We start from the raw sequence: 18,737 nt of genomic DNA, 5'->3' as shown, positions 1-18,737 counted from the left end.
TAAGAGAAAGTATTACCGAGCCATGAATAACATTAGGTTCGCTTGTACAGCGGTAGCCACAGCGTAAGCCGCAACCCACCCAGCGGGCTATCGTCAGCCTTCACCCAGCCGCGGTGCTGCTGCATGGCGCTTTCGACAATCGCCAGCCCCAGCCCGGTGCCGCCAGACTCGCGGTCGCGCGCCTCATCAGTGCGATAGAACGGACGGAAGATCTGCTCGCGGTCTTCAGGGCTGACGCCCGGCCCGTCGTCATCGACCGTGATCGTAATACCGTCTTTATCCACCGAGAAGCCGACTTCAATCTTCGTATGTGAATAGCGCAGCGCATTACGAACTATATTTTCCAGCGCGCTTTCCAGCGCGTTTGGGTTGCCATAGAGCGGCCACGGCCCCGGCGGATAATTTACCGTTAACGACTTGCCCATCTGTTCGGCTTCAAAGGCGGCGTTATCCAGCACTTCGCCCCATAGCTGATTGGCTTTCATCGTTTCGCTGACCAGCGCATTTTTCTGTTGGTTACGCGACATCACCAGCAGGTCATTGATCATGCTGTCCAGACGCTGCGCTTCGGTTTCAATACGCTCCAGCTCTTTGCTTTCGCCGCCACGACGACGCAGCAGCGCGGTACCCAGTTGCAGGCGCGTAAGGGGCGTTCGCAGCTCATGGGAGATGTCTGACAGCAAACGCTGCTGCGAGGTCATCATCCGTTCCAGCGCCGTCACCATCTGGTTAAAACTGGCGCCAGCGGCGAGGAACTCCTGCGGACCCGCCTCCAGCTCCGGATGCTGACGCAGGTTGCCTTGCGCCACTTCATCAGCCGCGTTTTTCAACTTACGCGCCGGTTTCGCCAGACTCCATGCCAGCCATAGCAAGAGCGGCGAACTGACCAGCATCGTGACAATGAGCAACAGGAGCGGGCGGTCAAACAGCAGATTAATAAAATCGGATTGCGAACTGCTGGCCGGTCGAATCAGGTAAAGCTGGTAATTATCCTCTCCGTCACGAACGGAGAACGGCCCCACCATCTCTACGCGGCCATATTTTTTCTTCTGCGGATGATCGGCGTTATCCGCCTGACCAATGAAGTTACGAATGATCTGCATTTCGCTGCGTTCAGCGCCGATCACGCGTCCTTCAGAGGTCACCAGTAATAACCGCTGTCCAGGCGGCGCCCACTTATCGATCGCGCGGAACAGGCGACGCCACCACATCAGGTCGTTGGGCGGATCGTTCGCAAGTTCAGCTTCTACATGTTGCTCTATCATCAATCCCTGGCGCTGTTCGCTGTCCAGCAGCTCGGTCATCTGGCGTGAATCGAGCTTGGGCAACATCAGTACCAGCATTAGCACCAGCGCCAGCGTCAACCAGAAGATGGCGAAGATGCGCGCGGTTAAACTTCCTATCATGAAGCGGAAACCATCAGATAGCCGCGACCACGCAATGTTTTAAACCACGGGTGACCGTCTTTGCGTTCCGGCAGTTTGCGGCGCAGGTTAGAAATATGCATATCAATGGCGCGATCGAACGGCGTCAGGCGCTTACCCAGCACTTCCTGGCTTAAATGTTCACGGGAAACCACCTGGCCGAGGTGTTGCGCCAGCAAATAGAGCAGGGTGAATTCCGTACCGGTCAGCTCCAGCGTTTGGCCATCGAAACTGGCTTCCTGGCGACCCGGATTAAGGCTTAGCGCATCGACTTCCAGCGTCGGCGAGCCGTTGTCGCTGCTCTGCTGCTGTTCGCTCCAGTGGGAACGGCGCAAAATAGCCCTGATGCGCGCTACCAGCTCGCGGTCGTTAAACGGTTTGGGCAAATAGTCGTCCGCGCCCAGCTCAAGGCCGAGAACGCGATCCAGCTCGCTGCCGCGCGCGGTCAGCATAATGACAGGCGTCTGGTGTGTCTGGCGAAGCGCTTTCAACGTATCGATACCGTTTTTCTTCGGCATCATGACGTCAAGCAAAAGTAAATCGATGCTGTCATCCAAAAGCTCAAGCGCCTGCTCGCCGTCGTGGGCCACCAGGACATTAAAACCTTCCATTTCGAGGAGCTCTTTTAACAGGGAAGTCAGCTCTCGGTCATCATCAACTAACAGGATTTTATTCATTGTTTACGTACCTCCGAGGCAGAAATTACGTCATCAGGCGTCGCTAATCCATGACTTTACGTTGTTTTACACCCCCTGACGCATGTTTGCAGCCCGAATCGTAAACTGTCTCTCGTTGAATCGCGACAGAAAAGATTTTGGGAGCAAGCGATGCGCAAAGTTACCGCTGCTGTTATGGCCTCAACGCTGGCATTCAGTTTTTTAAGCCACGCAGCTGAAGTTGTTACAAGCGATAACTGGCACCCCGGTGACGGGGCCACGCAGCGTAGCGCGCAAAATCATATGTTTGACGGCATAAGTTTAACCGAACATCAGCGTCAGCAGATGCGAGATCTTATGCAACAGGCAAGGCACGAACAGCCTCCTGTTAATGTTAGCGAAATGGAGACAATGCATCGGCTTGTCACCGCAGAAAAATTTGATGAAAGCGCTGTGCGCGCTCAGGCAGAAAAAATGGCGCAAGAGCAGGTTGCCCGCCAGGTCGAAATGGCCCGCGTGCGTAACCAGATGTATCGCCTGTTAACGCCGGAGCAGCAAGCGGTTTTGAATGAAAAGCATCAGCAACGAATGGAGCAACTGCGCGACGTGGCGCAATGGCAAAAAAGTTCATCGTTGAAATTATTGAGTAGTAGCAACTCACGTTCCCAGTAACAACCCTGTTTTCCTTGCCATAGACACCATCCCTGTCTTCCCCCACATGATGTGGGGGTTTTTTTTATCTCCAGTTTGTCATTCTGTTATTAGCTTACTGTTTTAAACCATCCGTTATACTACCGGCAGAAGATAGCGGGAGTATTTATGAATCAAACCTATGGACGGCTGGTTAGCCGGGCGGCTATCGCGGCAACAGCGATGGCATCAGCGTTACTTTTGATCAAAATTTTTGCGTGGTGGTATACGGGATCGGTGAGTATTCTGGCGGCGTTGGTGGACTCGCTGGTGGATATTGCCGCGTCATTGACGAATTTGTTGGTCGTGCGTTATTCGCTGCAACCCGCAGATGATGAACACACGTTTGGGCACGGTAAAGCGGAGTCGCTGGCGGCGCTGGCGCAAAGTATGTTTATTTCCGGTTCGGCGTTGTTTCTGTTTTTGACCAGTATTCAGAATCTGATTAAGCCGACGCCAATGAACGACCCCGGCGTGGGGATTGGCGTTACCGTCATCGCTCTGATATGCACTATTATACTGGTCACGTTTCAGCGCTGGGTGGTACGCAAGACCCAAAGTCAGGCGGTACGGGCGGATATGCTTCATTATCAGTCTGATGTTATGATGAACGGAGCGATTCTTATCGCGCTGGGGTTATCCTGGTACGGTTGGCATCGTGCGGATGCCCTGTTTGCGTTAGGTATCGGCATCTATATTTTGTATAGCGCGTTGCGTATGGGGTATGAGGCGGTGCAGTCATTATTGGATCGCGCGCTGCCCGATGCGGAACGACAGGAAATTATTGATATCGTGACGTCATGGCCGGGAGTCAGCGGCGCGCACGATCTCCGCACGCGGCAGTCAGGGCCGACTCGCTTTATTCAGATTCATTTGGAAATGGAAGATAATCTGCCGCTCGTTCAGGCGCATTTTGTGGCTGACCAGGTAGAGCAGGCGATTTTACAGCGTTTTCCGGGTTCAGATGTCATTATTCATCAGGATCCCTGTTCAGTCGTTCCCAGGGAAGGCAGGAAGTTCGAGCTTGTATAATTGATTGTTAAAAAGTGAGCCAGGCCAGCATTTTGTGTATAAATTACCGCCATTTGGCCTGACCTGAATCAATTCAGCAGGAAGGGATTGTTATACTATCTGTATATTCGTTGGATCGTTTCGAAGTGCGAAATCGGCTTCCGGCAATAGATTTCATTTTGCATTCCAAAGTTCAGAGGTAGTCATGATTAAGAAAATCGGTGTGTTGACAAGCGGCGGTGATGCGCCGGGCATGAACGCGGCAATCCGCGGTGTTGTGCGCGCAGCGTTGACGGAAGGGCTGGAAGTCATGGGCATTTATGACGGCTATCTGGGCCTGTATGAAGATCGTATGGTTCAGCTTGACCGTTACAGCGTATCTGACATGATCAACCGTGGCGGTACTTTCCTCGGTTCTGCCCGTTTCCCGGAATTCCGTGACGAAAATATTCGCGCTGTCGCGATCGAAAACCTGAAAAAACGCGGTATCGATGCGCTGGTAGTTATTGGCGGCGACGGTTCTTATATGGGTGCAAAACGTCTGACTGAAATGGGCTTCCCGTGCATCGGTCTGCCAGGCACTATCGATAACGACATCAAAGGCACCGACTACACTATCGGCTATTTCACTGCTCTCGGCACTGTAGTGGAAGCGATTGACCGTCTGCGTGACACCTCCTCTTCTCACCAGCGTATCTCTATCGTTGAGGTGATGGGCCGTTATTGCGGCGACCTGACGTTGGCGGCGGCTATTGCTGGCGGCTGTGAGTTTATCGTGGTGCCGGAAGTTGAATTTAATCGCGAAGATCTGGTGGCCGAAATCAAAGCCGGGATCGCGAAAGGGAAAAAACACGCTATCGTCGCTATTACTGAGCATATGTGCGATGTTGACGAACTGGCGCACTTTATTGAAAAAGAAACGGGCCGTGAGACGCGTGCGACGGTGCTCGGCCACATTCAGCGCGGTGGTTCCCCGGTACCTTACGATCGCATTCTGGCTTCCCGTATGGGCGCGTATGCTATTGACCTGCTGCTGGAAGGCCATGGCGGTCGTTGTGTCGGTATCCAGAACGAGCAGCTTGTTCATCATGACATCATCGATGCGATTGAAAACATGAAGCGTCCGTTCAAAAGCGACTGGATGGAGTGCGCGAAAAAACTGTACTGATTGTTTTTGCGCGCCTGATGGCGCTACGCTTATCAGGCCTACAGGTTGCAGAAACGTGTAGGCCGGATTAGGCGCTAGCCGCCATCCGGCAATCCCTCAGATTTATTCCTCGAAGTTATAGCCAATCTTTTTTTATTCTTTAATGTTTGGATCTCTTTCTGGCACGCTTTGCTCATCACAACACAACATAAGCGAGTCGGGCGATGAAAAAGTGGGGCGTGGGGTTCACATTATTGCTGGCGTCAACCAGCATTCTGGCAAAGGATATTCAGTTACTTAACGTATCATACGATCCAACGCGTGAGCTGTACGAGCAGTACAACAAAGCGTTTAGCGCGCACTGGAAGCAGGAAACCGGCGACAACGTCGTGATCCGTCAATCGCACGGCGGTTCGGGTAAACAGGCGACTTCCGTTATTAACGGCATTGAAGCCGATGTCGTGACGCTGGCGCTGGCTTACGATGTGGACGCTATTGCGGAACGTGGTCGTATCGATAAAAACTGGATCAAGCGTCTGCCGGATAACTCAGCACCTTACACCTCCACCATCGTTTTCCTGGTCCGCAAAGGCAATCCAAAACAAATTCATGACTGGAATGATCTGATTAAACCCGGTGTGTCGGTGATTACGCCAAACCCGAAAAGCTCCGGCGGCGCACGCTGGAACTATCTGGCGGCATGGGGCTACGCCCTGCACCACAACAATAACGATCAGGCCAAAGCGCAGGACTTTGTCAAAGCCCTGTTTAAAAACGTTGAAGTGCTGGACTCCGGCGCGCGCGGCTCAACCAATACTTTCGTTGAACGCGGTATCGGTGATGTGCTGATTGCCTGGGAAAACGAAGCGCTACTGGCGACGAATGAACTGGGTAAAGATAAATTCGAGATAGTGACCCCGAGTGAATCTATTCTCGCAGAGCCGACCGTGTCCGTGGTGGATAAAGTCGTTGAGAAGAAAGGGACGAATGCGGTGGCGGAAGCGTATCTGAAGTATCTCTACTCGCCGGAAGGGCAGGAGATAGCAGCGAAAAACTTCTACCGTCCGCGCGATGCTGACGTGGCGAAAAAATACGACGATGCGTTTCCGAAGCTGAAGCTGTTCACCATTGACGAGGTGTTTGGCGGCTGGGCGAAGGCGCAAAAAGATCACTTCGCTAATGGCGGTACGTTCGACCAAATTAGCAAACGCTAAACCGTTTATAAACCCGGTAACGTATTATGTTACCGGGTTTTTTCTTTGCCACAATTTTGCGTTACTCTTCCCCGTCTATGGGTCACAGGGAACGCATATCATGAAAAAAACAGGCTACTTTTTACTGGCGGTGATAGTGATTGTCGCCGCGGCGGGCGTCGGTTACTGGAAATTTTCCGGCAATCCTGATGCATTACGGGAAATCGTGCTTGAACAATGCCTGCCCGATCAGTTACAGCATCAAAACCCAGCGCCTTGCGCGGAAGTCAAACCTCGCGCCGGCTATGTCGTCTTTAAAGATCGTCACGGTCCGTTGCAATATTTATTGATGCCCACCTACCGTATCAACGGTACAGAAAGCCCGCTATTGCTGGAACCCGCTACGCCCAACTTTTTCTGGCTGGCCTGGCAGGCTCGCGGCTATATGAGTAAAAAATACGGGCATGATATTCCGGATAGCGCGGTCTCGCTGGCGATTAATTCGCGGCTTGGTCGTTCACAGGACCATTTGCATATCCATATTTCTTGCATCCGTCCTGACGTTCGGGAACAACTGGATAACGATCTCACGCGCATCAGCACTCGCTGGCTTCCGCTGCCGGGTGGCCTGATGGGGCATGAATACCTGGCGCGCCGGGTAACTGAGAGCGAACTGGCGCAGCGTAGTCCGTTTATGATGCTGGCGGAAGAGGTGCCGGAAGCGCGCGATCATATGGGACGCTATGCGCTGGCGGTGGTACGCCAAAGCGACGACTCTTTTGTCCTGCTGGCGACCGAGCGTAACCTGCTGACGCTTAATCGCGCATCGGCGGAAGAGATTCAGGACCATAGTTGCGCCATTTTGTCTTCCCGCTGATTTTCGTTACACCCCCCTGCTCATTATCTTATTGATTCTTATCCCGGTTTAAAACTGGGGTAAGATCGTGTCTATAAAAATATGTGAAACCGATCAAAAGATATAAAGGTATACCTTTATATCTTTTGATGGTTCGTTACACTCTCTTCATAGCCTCCATAGATTGTCTGGTGGATGGCTTATATAAAAACGTTTTTATTTCATGTAGTGACATCATTAATTGTTCACCAGATTTGCGCTGCTAAGCGTAAAGGAATATCAACATGAAACTTTCTATTGTGGAAAAAATCGGCTTCGGCGCGGGAGATATGGCGATAAACGTTGTGATTATCGCCATGCAGCTGCTCCTCGCCTATTTCTATACCGATATCTACGGCCTGAGCGCCGCTGATGTTGGCGTACTGTTTGTGGTTGTGCGGATGATTGATGCCATTATCGATCCGGCCATGGGGGTTCTTACCGATAAACTGAACACGCGCTGGGGGCGTTATCGCCCGTGGCTGCTGTGGTTTGCTATTCCTTTTGGTTTCGCCGTGTATTTGATGTTTATTACGCCTGACATGGCTTATATGGCCAAGCTGGCGTGGGCCTATGGCACCTATATTCTTATGACCCTGGTCTATACTGCGATCACCATTCCCTATATTTCGATGATTGGCGTCATTACCAGCGACCCCGTCGAACGGTTAAGCGCCAACGGCTATCGTTTTGTGATGACCAAGATTGCCGCTTTCCTGGTGACTATCGTCGTACCGATGCTTGCCGTCTGGCTGGGGCAGGGCAACAAGGCGCTGGGTTACCAGTTTTCGATGGGGCTGATGGGGGCGATGGGCGCCTTGCTGTTTATCTTCTGTTTTCTTACCACGCGTGAACGCAGCGAGCCGGAAATTACGTCGTTATCGGTGGGGAAACAGTTTAAATATCTGTTACGCAACGATCAGTGGATTATTCTCGGCGTTGTTATTCTGCTGCTGATGTGCGGTTATGTTATTCGCGGTTCCGTTGCCGCTTATTACGCCAAGTATTATCTGAACGGCGGAGATAGTCTGATTTCACCCTTCCTGACTACCGGCGTCGTTGCCTCTATTTTAGCGATGATCGCTACCACCTGGATAACCAAGTTCTGGGACAAAATTAAGATGTTCCGCTACACCCAGATTATTACCTTTATCCTGAGCGCGCTGATGTATTTCTCCGTCGGGCGTGAAAATCTTATCCTGGCGTTTGCGTTCTATTTTCTTATTAATTTCTTCTGCGATATGCAAATGCCGGTGTTCTGGTCCTCTATCGCCGAAGCGGTGGATTACGGAGAAAAGAAAACCGGTCTGCGCGTTTCCGGGTTGGCGTTTGGCGGCATCCTCTTCTTCCAGAAGTTTGGGATGGGGATCGCGGGCGGGATACTCGGATTCCTGCTGAGCCACTTTGGCTATCAGGCCGATGTTGAACAGACCGCACGTTCGCTCACCGGTATTGCGCTGATGATGACGCTCATTCCTGCTCTGTTCCACCTTGCGGTTGGGCTGCTTATGAAAAAGTATCTGATTAACAACGAATATTATCGTGATATTCAGCTCGCCCTGGCGCAGAAACAGGCATAAGGAGGCGCAAATGAAGGCCATGAATAAGGTTTGGGTTATCGGCGATGCCTCCGTTGATCTGGTGCCGGAAAAACAGAACAGCTATCTGAAATGCCCCGGCGGAGCGTCGGCGAACGTGGGGGTATGCGTTGCCAGGCTGGGCGGAGAGTGCGGTTTTATTGGCTGTCTTGGCGACGATGACGCCGGTCGCTTCCTGCGCCAGGTTTTTCAGGATAACGGCGTGGATGTCACGTTTCTACGCATGGATCCGGCCCTGACCAGCGCGGTGCTGATCGTCAACCTGACGGCTGATGGGGAGCGCAGCTTTACCTATCTGGTACATCCGGGGGCTGATATCTACGTTTCGCCGCAGGACCTGCCGCCGTTCAGGCAGTACGAATGGTTTTACTTCAGTTCAATTGGCCTCACCGACAGTCCCGCTCGCGAAGCATGTCTGGAAGGGGCGAGACGCATGCGAGAAGCCGGTGGCTACGTGTTATTCGACGTCAACTTACGCAGCAAGATGTGGCGCAATACCGATGAAATCCCTGACCTGATCGCCCGGTCCGCCGCACTGGCTTCTATCTGCAAAGTCTCGGCAGATGAGCTGTGCCAGCTCAGCGGGGCCAGTCACTGGCAGGATGCGCGTTATTACCTGCGCGATCTAGGCTGTGACACCACGATCATTTCGCTGGGGGCCGATGGCGCGCTGTTGATTACCGCCGAGGGGGAGTTCCATTTTCCCGCACCACGCGTCGATGTCGTCGATACCACTGGGGCAGGCGATGCTTTTGTCGGCGGCCTGCTGTTCACCCTTTCCCGCGCAAATTGCTGGAACCATGCCCTGCTGGCGGAGGCTATCAGCAATGCCAACGCCTGCGGCGCCATGGCGGTAACGGCAAAGGGCGCAATGACCGCTTTACCGTTTCCCGACCAGCTAAACACTTTTCTTTCCAGCCATTCGCTGGCACAAGCCATGACCGTGAAATAAGGAGTCATCATGCACGTTGATCAAAACAAAATACTGGGATGCCTGGTGGGCGCCGCCGCCGCGGACGCGATGGGAGCCGCGACGGAAGTACGCACCCAGCAGCAAATAAAAGACTATTTTGGCGGCTGGGTGACGACCTTTCAAAAACCGCCAGCGGACACGTTTGGCCGCTGCAACGAAGCGGGGATGTGCACGGATGATTTTATTCAGGCGAAGTACATCATGGATGCGCTGCTGCGCCATCAACGCCAGGTCAGCGACGAGGCGATGCGCGAGGCTTTTCAGCAGTGGCTGGATTACCCGTACTACGCCAACTTTACCGGCCCGACGACGCGTGCGGCAATGAAGGCAATATTCAATGATAACCGCGCCTCTTTACAGGGTGAGCTGGAAGGCGAGAAACAGTCGGTACAGATTATTAATAAGGGTAACGCGGAGGCAACGAACGGCGCCGCCATGAAGATTTGGCCAGCGGCGGTGCTGCACCCGGGTGATATTGACGCGGCGATTGACTGCGCGCTGCAGATTTGCCGTTTTACGCATAATAACGTGCTGGCGATGTCCGGCGCAGCGGCGATGGCGGCGGCAACCAGCGAGGCGTTAAGAGCGCAGACCAATGCAGACAGCATTATTGCCGCCGGTATTTACGGTGCGCAAAGGGGCTATCTGCTGGCGCAGGAGCAAGGGGCGATGATGGTGGCAGGTCCTTCCGTTGCCCGACGCATTGAACTGGCCGTAGATATCGGTAAACGTCATCGCCATTGGGAAACGGCGGTGGTGGAACTTGCTGATATTATTGGCTCCGGGCTGCACGTGAGTGAAGCGGTGCCGGCGGCCTTTGGCCTGTTCGCGTGTTGTCCGAATTCTGCCGTAGATGCTATTATCTCCGGCGTTAATATCGGCAATGATACTGATACTGTCGCCACCATGGTCGGGGCGATTTCCGGCGCATTCCATGGCGTGGAGGCTTTTCCCGCCGATTATTTAACGACTTTGGATCGTATGAATCATTTCGATTTGGCAGAACTGGCCAGGCAAATCGCAGGGTAGCGACTTCACCCTGCCGGGGACGGTAAAACGTCCCCTGCTGGCGAAGACGTGAGGTGCGCAGCTTGCAGGTTGATAAAACGAGCTTTACTCCGCTTTATAAGCAACTATTTTTTATCATCTGTCAGCAGATCCAAAATGGATCCCTGCCTTTAGGCAGCCAGCTGCCGACGCAAAAAGAGATTGCCAGAGCCTACAACGTCTCGCTGATTGTGGTTAAACAGGCCTGGAGCGAATTAATCAATGCGGGTATTATTTCCTCCCAGCGCGGGAGTGGTTCGGTGGTGTGCTCGGTACCGGAAGGCGTGAGCTACGGGCACACGTTTCGCGGTATTACCCGCGATCTCCAGGACGCCAGCGTGGCGATTGAGAACCGTATTCTGGAAATCGCGCCGCGCCGCGCGCGCGACGCTCAGGCAGACGGCTTGAGCCTGCCCGCACAGCATCACTATCTCTATATTTCGCGTATTCGTTGCCTGAATAACCGTCCGTTTAACCATGAAAAGATCTATCTCGATCTTAGCTTCTTTCCCGATCTGCAACTTACACCGCAGGCGCTGGAGCATACGTCGCTTTATTCGTTATTAAACGTCACAAGCGACTCGGCGATAGAAAAAGTTGAGGCGATTTTACCTTCCGCTGACCTGTGCGAAAAATTGCAAATCGCCGCCAATAAACCGCTGTTATCCGTCGCCAGACAGACGTTTCAGGCCGGGAAGGACAGCCCTTTTGAGTATTGCCGCTATTACGTGCTGTCTGAATACTTTGGTGAAATTCATTATCACTGATCTGTCCACTTAATCCTGCGATAACCCCACTATATCTGGCGTTTACCTGCCTGACTGTCCGTCGTATTCTTGCTGAAAAAATCGTCAGGAGACAGGTATGTCGCTCTGGTTGTCCCATCCTCTGTTCCTCCCGTCCATCATCGTTGGCGTTACTATCCTTCTGTGGGCGACTTCGCTACTGCCGGAGTTTATGACCGCACTGCTATTTTTTGCTGCTGTGGTGGCGATGGGACCAGGGAAAGTTCCTGCGCGGGCGGGGATGCTGTGATGTATCGCGCTGGCGGTGGTACGCCAAAGCGATGGCTCTTTTGTCTTGCTGGCGACCGAGCGTAATTTACTGATCTTCAATCGCGCTTCTGCCGAGGAAATTCAGGATCATCAGTGTGATATCTTGAACCAACAGGTCATCAAATGACAGCTTGATATTGCATTAACGAATGCCGTTTGGAGGCCGGACAAGGCTCTTGTGGCGCTATCCGGCAAAATCTGGCGATGGCGCGGGCGTTACCAGGCCGGTGGATCTGCGGGGTGGCTGTCATTTTCCAGATGCGGCGATTTAATAAACACGCCTTTCCAGGGTTTATCGCCGTTATTAATGAGATAATGCGCCTCCCCAGGTTCGCACTGTAAAACATCTCCAGTTTGCAGGATATGAGGTGTTCCTTCCAGATACAGGCACACTTCACCGCTTAGGGTATAAAAAACCTCACAAGCGGTATTATGGCGATGGTTAGGGAATGACTGCCCTGGTTGTAGTATGACGACGCCCATATCGCAGCCCGGCCCACGGATTAAGTATTTAGGGCCATTATCGCCAAAGCGGTATTCATGATTCTTCTCATTCGTTTTTTGCATGCTTATTCTCCTGTTACAGGCCTGGCGCTTTCCAGAGGGATGTCGTTAAGCCACCATCGACCAGCGCGCGTTGATCCTGATAAACGGCCTGCCATTTTTCTCTGGCCTGCTGGTAGACAGCGAAATTTTCAGGATTAGGTTTATGCTCCCGATCCCAGCGCACTAGCTTTTCTCCCGTTTCCGCCAGCGATGGCCAGACACCCACGCCAACGCCTGCGGCAATAGCGCACCCTAGCGCGGTAGCTTCTTTGACGACAGGTACGTGAACGGTGAGTCCCGTAACGTCGGCAAGGATTTGGCTCCATAATTTGCCTTTAGATCCTCCGCCGGCAAAAACCAGCGAGTCGGCCTGTACGCCGGAAAACGCGGCAATTTGCTGTAAATTGCAGGCGGAAACAATGGCGGCATTCTCTTCCAGCGCGCGAAATAGGGTCGCTTTATTACACTTTTCAGGATCGATAGACAGATTGATAAACGACGGCGCGGCATGGTACCAGCGTTTAAAACGCATAACGTCAGAGAAGATGGGCATCACACCGTACGCGCCGGGAGGCACCCGGCTGGCCATATCTTCCAGCAGGGAATACGCATCAATACCTAACCTTTCAGCGATTAGTTTTTCCTCGGCGCAAAAGGCGTCGCGGAACCAACGCATCGTTAACCCAGTAAAAAAGCTAATAGACTCGGTTTGTACCATACCGGGGATCACATGAGGATTGATGCGAACGTTCATGTTTGGGTCGGTGACCGGCGCGGGAAGATTGACGACCTGTTGCCAGAAGGTTCCGCCCAGCACGGCCGTTTGCGCCGGGCGTACGACGCCCAGCCCCAGACAGCCTAACTGCACATCGCCGCCGCCAACGATGACCGGCGTACCCGCTTGCAGGTCGCACTGTTCAGCCGCTTTCTGTGAAATGTGACCGAGCAGCGTCCCGGTTTCTTTTACCGGCGAGAGAATGTCAGAACGCAGGCCCGCCATCTGTAACAGACTACGTTTCCAGTTGCGGGTCACCAGATCCAATAACCCCGTCGTGCCTGCGTTGGAGGGATCGACCGCCAGTTCGCCGCTGAGCATAAAGGCCATCCAGTCGCTGATCATAGTGACGGTTGACGCGCGATGATAAATATCCGGACGATGGTGGGCAAGCCAGAGCAGACGCGGAATAGCGCTGAGCGCCAGCGTTTGCCCGGAGCAACGATAAACTTCCTCCTCAAAGGTGTTATCGTGCAGCTCTTTTAATTCACTGACTTCGTGCGCCGCGCGGGCGTCAACATTAGCGCAGGCCCAAATTGGTTCGCCGTTACTGTCATAAATAACAATGCCTTCACGCATCGAGCAGGCCGATACGGCAGCGATAGCCGTTGCAGGGATGGCGGCTTTCTGTAGTGCCTGACGGATACACTGGCAAGCCAGTTGCCAGTTTTTGGCAAGATCAAACTCCATCGAACCAGGCACATCCGGCACGGCCAGATGCTGCCATTCCGCTTGACCGACAGCTATTTGCTTTCCTTGTAGATCAAAAATTACTGCTCTGACGCTACCGGTACCGGCGTCAAGAGCCATCAGGTAATGTCCTGATTCAGTATGGGTACAGAGTCGAGCCATTTTTTTACCCTCGGCTATTTTTACATCGTTACATAAAATCCTGTCAGTTATTGTTTATTGAATTGAGGTAAGTGTTATTTTATTTGTTATTTTTCAATAAGTTGAATTATTTTCCCTGCGGTTTTCTGATCGGTAACCAGCGCATTGATATAGTTACCGCGCATAGCGGCAATAATAGCTTCTGCTTTTTGTTCGCCGCCGGCGACGCCAATCACGGTTGGGATCGTGGAAAGTGAATTTAACTTCAGGCCAATTAATTCGTTATGGATTTTGATGTCTGGAATAATTTCGCCATGAGCATCAAAAAAATAGCCCAGAATATCGCCTACTGCGCCTTTGCGGCCAATCATGAGTTGTTCACCCTGAGTGATATAACCGGATTTTAAGATACTGGCTTGATCTTTCTGGTTAATTGCCCCAATCCCCACGATGGCGGCATCGGCAGCTTGCGCTGTGAGCATCACATCCCGCACGCTATTTTCATTGCGCAGCGTGCAGGCAATTTCCTGCGATGATGCGCGCAGCGGCGCGGGCATAATACTTACGCTACAAGCGGCATCAAGCTGGCCTATTCCGGTCATATACGGCCCCACGCCGCCGGATAACGTGACCAGTCGGATTTGTTGCGCCGAGATAAATCCGCTGAGGCGTTTTAATGTGGTCATCGTGGCTTCGCCAAAGCCGACGGCCAGCAGTTGCTGTGGCCGCAGAGACTCCATCAACATATGGGCGGCGCCGATTCCTAAGCGCAGACCAATATCGGCATCGGGTAATGCCGGCAGCACGCGGATATTCTGCAATGCGAAGTGGTTGCGCAAGGCATTTTCATACTCAAGACACCCTTCAAAGCGGGAGTTGATTTGTACGCGAATAATACCGGACTGATGCCCTTTCTCCAGCAGACGAGAAACCTTTAGCCGGGTTAGCCCCAGACGCTCGCTGATTTCACTCTGCGTCAATCCATCGTGATAGTAGAACCAGGCAATACGCGCCACCTGCTCTTCTTCGCACATTCCATAATCAGATACCAACGTATTATCGCTCATTGTCATAACCTGGCTTTTACTTTGAACATTTCTAAATCATTAACACAATTGTTCAGTTATCACTCCGAAATAACCGTGATTAACGCCACAAAAACGCGCCAAATCTGAACATTTATCATCTAAAAATTCATTTATTCATAAAACGTGATCTGGATGAGAGTTTTTTAACCAAATAACTACTACCGTTTTGAACAATTTCTTTTTCAAAAAACATTTGTTCAGTCCCGTCAGTCAACATTGAGGGAGCGGAGGCAACATGCAAATCAGTCACAATACTGCATCCCCTCTGATTTGTGTGCAGAACATTTATAAAAGTTATTCCGGCGTCGAAGTACTAAAGGGAATTGACTTTACTCTGCATGCGGGAGAGGTGCACGCATTGCTTGGCGGCAATGGTGCGGGTAAATCAACATTAATGAAGATTATTGCCGGTATAGTCCCGCCAGATGGAGGGACTATCGATATTGCTGGTGTGCGTTGCAGTCATTTAACGCCTCTGAAGGCGCACCAGTATGGCATTTACCTGGTTCCCCAGGAGCCTCTGTTATTTCCGAGTTTATCTGTGCGGGAAAATATCTTGTTTGGCTTGCAGGGACGTCAGGCCTCCACGGAAAAAATGCAGCAGCTATTAAAGGCGATGGGATGCCAACTCGATCCGGCGAGCGCTGCGGGTACGCTTGATGTTGCAGACCGCCAGATCGTTGAAATTATGCGCGGCTTGATGCGCGACTCGCGAATCTTAATTCTTGATGAGCCCACGGCGTCGTTAACGCCAGCCGAAACTGACCGGTTATTTACGCGTCTGCAAGAGTTGCTGAAAAAGGGTGTCGGAATTGTATTTATTTCTCATAAGCTACCAGAAATTAGACAGTTAGCTCACTGCGTTAGCGTGATGCGTGACGGTAAAATCGCATTATTCGGAAAAACGCATGACCTTTCTACCGACGAGATTATTCAAGCTATCACCCCGGCAACGCAGGGCGTCAGTCTTTCCGCGAATCAAAAGTTGTGGCTGGAATTGCCTGGCAGCCGCCCGCAGAACGAACGTGGTGCGACGGTATTAGCGCTGGAGTCACTGACGGGCGAAGGTTTTATGAATATCAACCTTGAGGTGCGGGCAGGCGAAATCCTTGGTCTGGCCGGGTTGGTCGGCGCGGGACGCACAGAACTGGCTGAAACGCTGTACGGTATTAGACCGGTCAATGCGGGGCGGATGCTGTTCAATGGCGAAGAAATTAACGCCCTGACAACCCAACAGCGGTTGCAGCTCGGCCTGGTCTATTTGCCGGAAGATCGGCAGTCATCCGGGCTGTATCTTGACGCTTCCCTGGCATGGAATGTCTGTTCGCTGACCCACAACCAAAAAGGATTTTGGATAAAGCCCCAGCGGGATAACGCCACCCTTGAACGTTACCACCGCGCGTTAAATATCAAACTCAATAATGCCGAACAGGCGGCGCGTACTTTATCCGGCGGTAACCAGCAAAAAGTATTGATTGCCAAATGCCTGGAAGCCTCTCCGCAATTACTGATTGTCGATGAACCGACCCGCGGTGTCGATGTCTCCGCCCGCAGCGATATTTATCAGCTGTTGCGCAGTATCGCGCAACAAAATGTCGCGGTGCTGTTTATTTCCTCCGATCTGGAAGAGATAGAGCAGATGGCCGATCGCGTATATGTCATGCACCAGGGGGAACTGGGGGGGCCTGCGTTATGCGGCGAGGAAATTAACGTTGATACCATCATGCACGTTGCGTTTGGCGAACATGGTGCGTCGGAGGCAACATGTTGAAATTCATCCAAAATAACCGGGAAGCGACGGCACTGCTGGCAATAGTCTGTTTATTCGTGTTTCCTGGCGCGCTGGATAGCCAGTATTTGAGCGTGCAAACGCTGACAATGGTTTTCAGTAGCGCGCAAATTTTGATGCTGTTGGCGATTGGCGCGACGATGGTAATGCTCACCCGCAATATTGATGTATCGGTGGGCTCGACGACAGGCATGTGCGCGGTATTGCTGGGAGTGATGTTAAACGCCGGCTATAGCCTGCCGGTCGCCTGCCTGGCCACACTAATATTAGGAATTGTCGCCGGATTTTTTAATGGCGTACTGGTTGCCTGGTTGAAGATACCCGCCATTGTCGCCACGCTGGGAACGCTGGGCTTGTATCGTGGGATCATGCTGCTATGGACAGGGGGGAAATGGATTGAAGGATTACCCGCAGGCTTAAAGCAACTCTCTGCTCCGGTGTTTCTGGGAATTTCCGCAATCGGCTGGTTTACCCTGGTGTTAGCGCTGCTTATGGCCTGGCTCCTGGCGAAAACCGCCTTTGGCCGCAATTTTTACGCCACCGGCGATAACCTGCAGGGCGCCCGGCAATTGGGTGTCCGTACCGAGATGGTACGCATCATGGCATTTTCACTTAATGGCGGTATGGCGGCATTGGCTGGAATCGTGTTTGCCTCGCAGATTGGCTTCATTCCCAATCAAACCGGCACGGGGCTGGAAATGAAAGCCATCGCGGCCTGCGTATTGGGGGGAATTAGCCTGTTAGGCGGGTCAGGCACGGTCATCGGCGCTATTCTCGGCGCTTATTTTCTTACGCAAATCGATAGTGTGTTAGTGCTGCTGCGCATCCCCGCCTGGTGGAACGATTTTATTGCTGGCCTGGTATTGTTGGGCGTACTGGTATTCGATGGGCGGCTGCGTTGCGCATTACAACGCAATCTGCGCCGCCAGAAATATGCCCGTTTTATATCACCACCCACTCCACTACAGACGGAAGCAAAAACGCACGCACAACAGAATAAAAACAAAGAGGTGGCATGATGAATCCATGGCGACGCTATAGCTGGGAAATTGCGCTGGCAGCCTTATTGATCTTTGAAATTCTGGCTTTCGGTGTGATTAATCCACGTTTATTAGATATTAATGTCTTACTTTTTAGCACTAGCGATTTTATTTGTATCGGTATTGTCGCTTTGCCGCTAACAATGGTTATTGTCAGCGGTGGTATGGATATTTCATTTGGTTCTACAATCGGGCTATGCGCGATTACCCTGGGTGTGCTGTTTCAGCTCGGTATGCCGCTACCTTTAGCGATTATTATTACCCTACTACTCGGCGCAATATGTGGGCTGATAAATGCCGGACTTATTATTTATACCGGCGTAAACCCGTTGGTGATTACCCTGGGAACCATGTATTTATTTGGTGGTAGCGCATTATTGTTATCTGGTATGGCTGGCGCCACAGGTTATGAAGGTATTGGTGGATTTCCCACAGCGTTCACTGATTTTGCCAATATTTCATTTCTTGGTATTCCCATGCCGCTTATTTTTTTTCTTGTGTGCTGTCTGTTTTTCTGGCTGCTCATGCATCGCACGCATATGGGACGCAACGTTTTCCTGATTGGCCAGAGCGCCCGTGTCGCGCAGTACAGCGCGATCCCGGTGAATCGCACGTTGTATACCGTGTATGCCATGACCGGATGCGCCTCCGCTATCGCCGCCGTATTACTGGTTTCTTACTTTGGCTCCGCACGTTCGGATCTGGGCGCCTCTTTCCTGATGCCGGCCATTACGGCGGTTGTGCTGGGAGGCGCCAATATTTATGGCGGCTCCGGGTCGATTATGGGGTCCGCGTTGGCGGCGCTGCTGGTGGGATTTTTACAGCAGGGGCTACAGATGGCCGGAGTGCCGAATCAAATTTCCAGCGCATTGTCCGGTGCGCTTCTCATTGTTGTTGTCGTTGGTCGTTCCGTCAGTTTGCATCGTCACCAAATCCTTGAATGGTACTCACGCCGTCGCAATGCGCATCAGGCATGATT

General features: G+C 52.3%; 17 protein-coding genes and 2 pseudogenes. 14 read left to right on the top strand and 5 right to left on the bottom strand.

Annotation, left to right across the window (positions count from 1 at the left end; genetic code table 11):
• Positions 1–32 precede the first annotated feature (32 nt).
• Both cpxA and cpxR read right to left on the bottom strand, forming a co-directional pair.
• The gene (gene cpxA / locus J1G48_RS21560; RefSeq protein ID WP_000580402.1) at positions 33–1,406 is read right to left on the bottom strand and encodes an envelope stress sensor histidine kinase CpxA; all 1,374 of its coding nucleotides are present in this window, start codon (positions 1,404–1,406) and stop codon (positions 33–35) included.
• Positions 1,403–2,101, bottom strand: a complete 699-nt coding sequence (gene cpxR / locus J1G48_RS21555) for an envelope stress response regulator transcription factor CpxR (RefSeq protein ID WP_001033731.1) — start codon at positions 2,099–2,101, stop codon at positions 1,403–1,405. Before cpxR ends, cpxA begins: the two co-directional genes overlap by 4 nt.
• A 150-nt stretch (positions 2,102–2,251) precedes the next feature.
• Between cpxR and cpxP the strand changes: the two genes are divergently transcribed.
• From cpxP to J1G48_RS21500, 11 genes and pseudogenes are all read left to right on the top strand, one after another.
• A complete protein-coding gene (gene cpxP / locus J1G48_RS21550) occupies positions 2,252–2,752 on the top strand; it encodes a cell-envelope stress modulator CpxP (protein ID WP_001233463.1) in 501 nt (166 codons plus the stop codon).
• 147 nt (positions 2,753–2,899) lie between these two features.
• Positions 2,900–3,802 (top strand): CDF family cation-efflux transporter FieF, encoded by a 903-nt coding sequence (fieF, locus tag J1G48_RS21545; RefSeq protein ID WP_001077320.1) that lies wholly within the window; start codon positions 2,900–2,902, stop codon positions 3,800–3,802.
• 184 nt (positions 3,803–3,986) lie between these two features.
• On the top strand, positions 3,987–4,949 hold the full coding sequence (pfkA, locus tag J1G48_RS21540; protein ID WP_000591793.1) for a 6-phosphofructokinase: 963 nt from the start codon (positions 3,987–3,989) through the stop codon (positions 4,947–4,949).
• 203 nt (positions 4,950–5,152) lie between these two features.
• Complete coding sequence (locus J1G48_RS21535; protein WP_000758714.1) at positions 5,153–6,142, top strand: sulfate ABC transporter substrate-binding protein; 990 nt, start codon at positions 5,153–5,155, stop codon at positions 6,140–6,142.
• A 100-nt stretch (positions 6,143–6,242) separates the two neighbouring features.
• Positions 6,243–6,998: a CDP-diacylglycerol diphosphatase gene (locus J1G48_RS21530; protein WP_000750762.1), complete on the top strand. Its 756-nt coding sequence runs from the start codon at positions 6,243–6,245 to the stop codon at positions 6,996–6,998.
• A 263-nt stretch (positions 6,999–7,261) separates the two neighbouring features.
• Positions 7,262–8,596 carry an MFS transporter gene (locus tag J1G48_RS21525; protein ID WP_000777316.1) on the top strand — a complete coding sequence of 445 codons (1,335 nt, stop codon included), beginning with the start codon at positions 7,262–7,264 and terminating at the stop codon, positions 8,594–8,596.
• 10 nt (positions 8,597–8,606) lie between these two features.
• A complete protein-coding gene (locus J1G48_RS21520) occupies positions 8,607–9,566 on the top strand; it encodes an aminoimidazole riboside kinase (RefSeq protein WP_000646505.1) in 960 nt (319 codons plus the stop codon).
• Positions 9,567–9,575: 9 nt separating this feature from the next.
• Positions 9,576–10,616 (top strand): ADP-ribosylglycohydrolase family protein, encoded by a 1,041-nt coding sequence (locus J1G48_RS21515; protein ID WP_000557882.1) that lies wholly within the window; start codon positions 9,576–9,578, stop codon positions 10,614–10,616.
• A gap of 62 nt (positions 10,617–10,678) precedes the next feature.
• The gene (locus tag J1G48_RS21510; protein WP_001535809.1) at positions 10,679–11,401 is read left to right on the top strand and encodes a GntR family transcriptional regulator; all 723 of its coding nucleotides are present in this window, start codon (positions 10,679–10,681) and stop codon (positions 11,399–11,401) included.
• A 97-nt stretch (positions 11,402–11,498) separates the two neighbouring features.
• Positions 11,499–11,618: pseudogene (locus J1G48_RS21505) on the top strand (hypothetical protein); the annotation flags it as partial.
• A 57-nt stretch (positions 11,619–11,675) separates the two neighbouring features.
• Positions 11,676–11,816 (top strand): annotated as a pseudogene (locus J1G48_RS21500) (CDP-diacylglycerol diphosphatase); the annotation flags it as partial.
• Between the two features lie 89 nt (positions 11,817–11,905).
• Here the strand turns inward: J1G48_RS21500 and J1G48_RS21495 are convergent.
• The 3 genes from J1G48_RS21495 to lsrR form a co-directional block, all read right to left on the bottom strand.
• Positions 11,906–12,256: a cupin domain-containing protein gene (locus J1G48_RS21495; protein ID WP_001173083.1), complete on the bottom strand. Its 351-nt coding sequence runs from the start codon at positions 12,254–12,256 to the stop codon at positions 11,906–11,908.
• 13 nt (positions 12,257–12,269) lie between these two features.
• The gene (gene lsrK / locus J1G48_RS21490) at positions 12,270–13,862 is read right to left on the bottom strand and encodes an autoinducer-2 kinase (RefSeq protein ID WP_000113085.1); all 1,593 of its coding nucleotides are present in this window, start codon (positions 13,860–13,862) and stop codon (positions 12,270–12,272) included.
• 86 nt (positions 13,863–13,948) lie between these two features.
• On the bottom strand, positions 13,949–14,908 hold the full coding sequence (lsrR, locus tag J1G48_RS21485; protein WP_001283049.1) for a transcriptional regulator LsrR: 960 nt from the start codon (positions 14,906–14,908) through the stop codon (positions 13,949–13,951).
• Between the two features lie 256 nt (positions 14,909–15,164).
• Between lsrR and lsrA the strand changes: the two genes are divergently transcribed.
• Genes lsrA through lsrD form a run of 3 tightly spaced genes read left to right on the top strand, consistent with a single transcriptional unit; the run spans position 15,165 to position 18,735 of the window.
• Entirely contained in the window at positions 15,165–16,700 is a 1,536-nt protein-coding gene (gene lsrA / locus J1G48_RS21480) for an autoinducer 2 ABC transporter ATP-binding protein LsrA (RefSeq protein WP_001167248.1), read from the top strand.
• Complete coding sequence (lsrC, locus tag J1G48_RS21475; protein ID WP_000911134.1) at positions 16,694–17,737, top strand: autoinducer 2 ABC transporter permease LsrC; 1,044 nt, start codon at positions 16,694–16,696, stop codon at positions 17,735–17,737. Before lsrA ends, lsrC begins: the two co-directional genes overlap by 7 nt.
• Positions 17,734–18,735, top strand: a complete 1,002-nt coding sequence (lsrD, locus tag J1G48_RS21470; RefSeq protein WP_000981831.1) for an autoinducer 2 ABC transporter permease LsrD — start codon at positions 17,734–17,736, stop codon at positions 18,733–18,735. The genes lsrC and lsrD overlap by 4 nt, the downstream gene beginning before the upstream one ends.
• Positions 18,736–18,737: the final 2 nt, after the last annotated feature.

The sequence above is a fragment of the Salmonella sp. SAL-020 genome (assembly GCF_017372215.1).
GTDB lineage: Bacteria > Pseudomonadota > Gammaproteobacteria > Enterobacterales > Enterobacteriaceae > Salmonella > Salmonella enterica.
This window is presented reverse-complemented; position numbering and strand designations above follow the sequence as displayed.

Bases quoted from the DNA above. Each gene is read 5' to 3' on its own strand.
- cpxA (WP_000580402.1), bottom strand. From the start codon at position 1,406: ATGATAGGAAGTTTAACCGCGCGCATCTTCGCCATCTTCTGGTTGACG.
- cpxR (WP_001033731.1), bottom strand. From the start codon at position 2,101: ATGAATAAAATCCTGTTAGTTGATGATGACCGAGAGCTGACTTCCCTG.
- cpxP (WP_001233463.1), top strand. From the start codon at position 2,252: ATGCGCAAAGTTACCGCTGCTGTTATGGCCTCAACGCTGGCATTCAGT.
- fieF (WP_001077320.1), top strand. From the start codon at position 2,900: ATGAATCAAACCTATGGACGGCTGGTTAGCCGGGCGGCTATCGCGGCA.
- pfkA (WP_000591793.1), top strand. From the start codon at position 3,987: ATGATTAAGAAAATCGGTGTGTTGACAAGCGGCGGTGATGCGCCGGGC.
- J1G48_RS21535 (WP_000758714.1), top strand. From the start codon at position 5,153: ATGAAAAAGTGGGGCGTGGGGTTCACATTATTGCTGGCGTCAACCAGC.
- J1G48_RS21530 (WP_000750762.1), top strand. From the start codon at position 6,243: ATGAAAAAAACAGGCTACTTTTTACTGGCGGTGATAGTGATTGTCGCC.
- J1G48_RS21525 (WP_000777316.1), top strand. From the start codon at position 7,262: ATGAAACTTTCTATTGTGGAAAAAATCGGCTTCGGCGCGGGAGATATG.
- J1G48_RS21520 (WP_000646505.1), top strand. From the start codon at position 8,607: ATGAAGGCCATGAATAAGGTTTGGGTTATCGGCGATGCCTCCGTTGAT.
- J1G48_RS21515 (WP_000557882.1), top strand. From the start codon at position 9,576: ATGCACGTTGATCAAAACAAAATACTGGGATGCCTGGTGGGCGCCGCC.
- J1G48_RS21495 (WP_001173083.1), bottom strand. From the start codon at position 12,256: ATGCAAAAAACGAATGAGAAGAATCATGAATACCGCTTTGGCGATAAT.
- lsrK (WP_000113085.1), bottom strand. From the start codon at position 13,862: ATGGCTCGACTCTGTACCCATACTGAATCAGGACATTACCTGATGGCT.
- lsrR (WP_001283049.1), bottom strand. From the start codon at position 14,908: ATGAGCGATAATACGTTGGTATCTGATTATGGAATGTGCGAAGAAGAG.
- lsrA (WP_001167248.1), top strand. From the start codon at position 15,165: ATGCAAATCAGTCACAATACTGCATCCCCTCTGATTTGTGTGCAGAAC.
- lsrC (WP_000911134.1), top strand. From the start codon at position 16,694: ATGTTGAAATTCATCCAAAATAACCGGGAAGCGACGGCACTGCTGGCA.
- lsrD (WP_000981831.1), top strand. From the start codon at position 17,734: ATGATGAATCCATGGCGACGCTATAGCTGGGAAATTGCGCTGGCAGCC.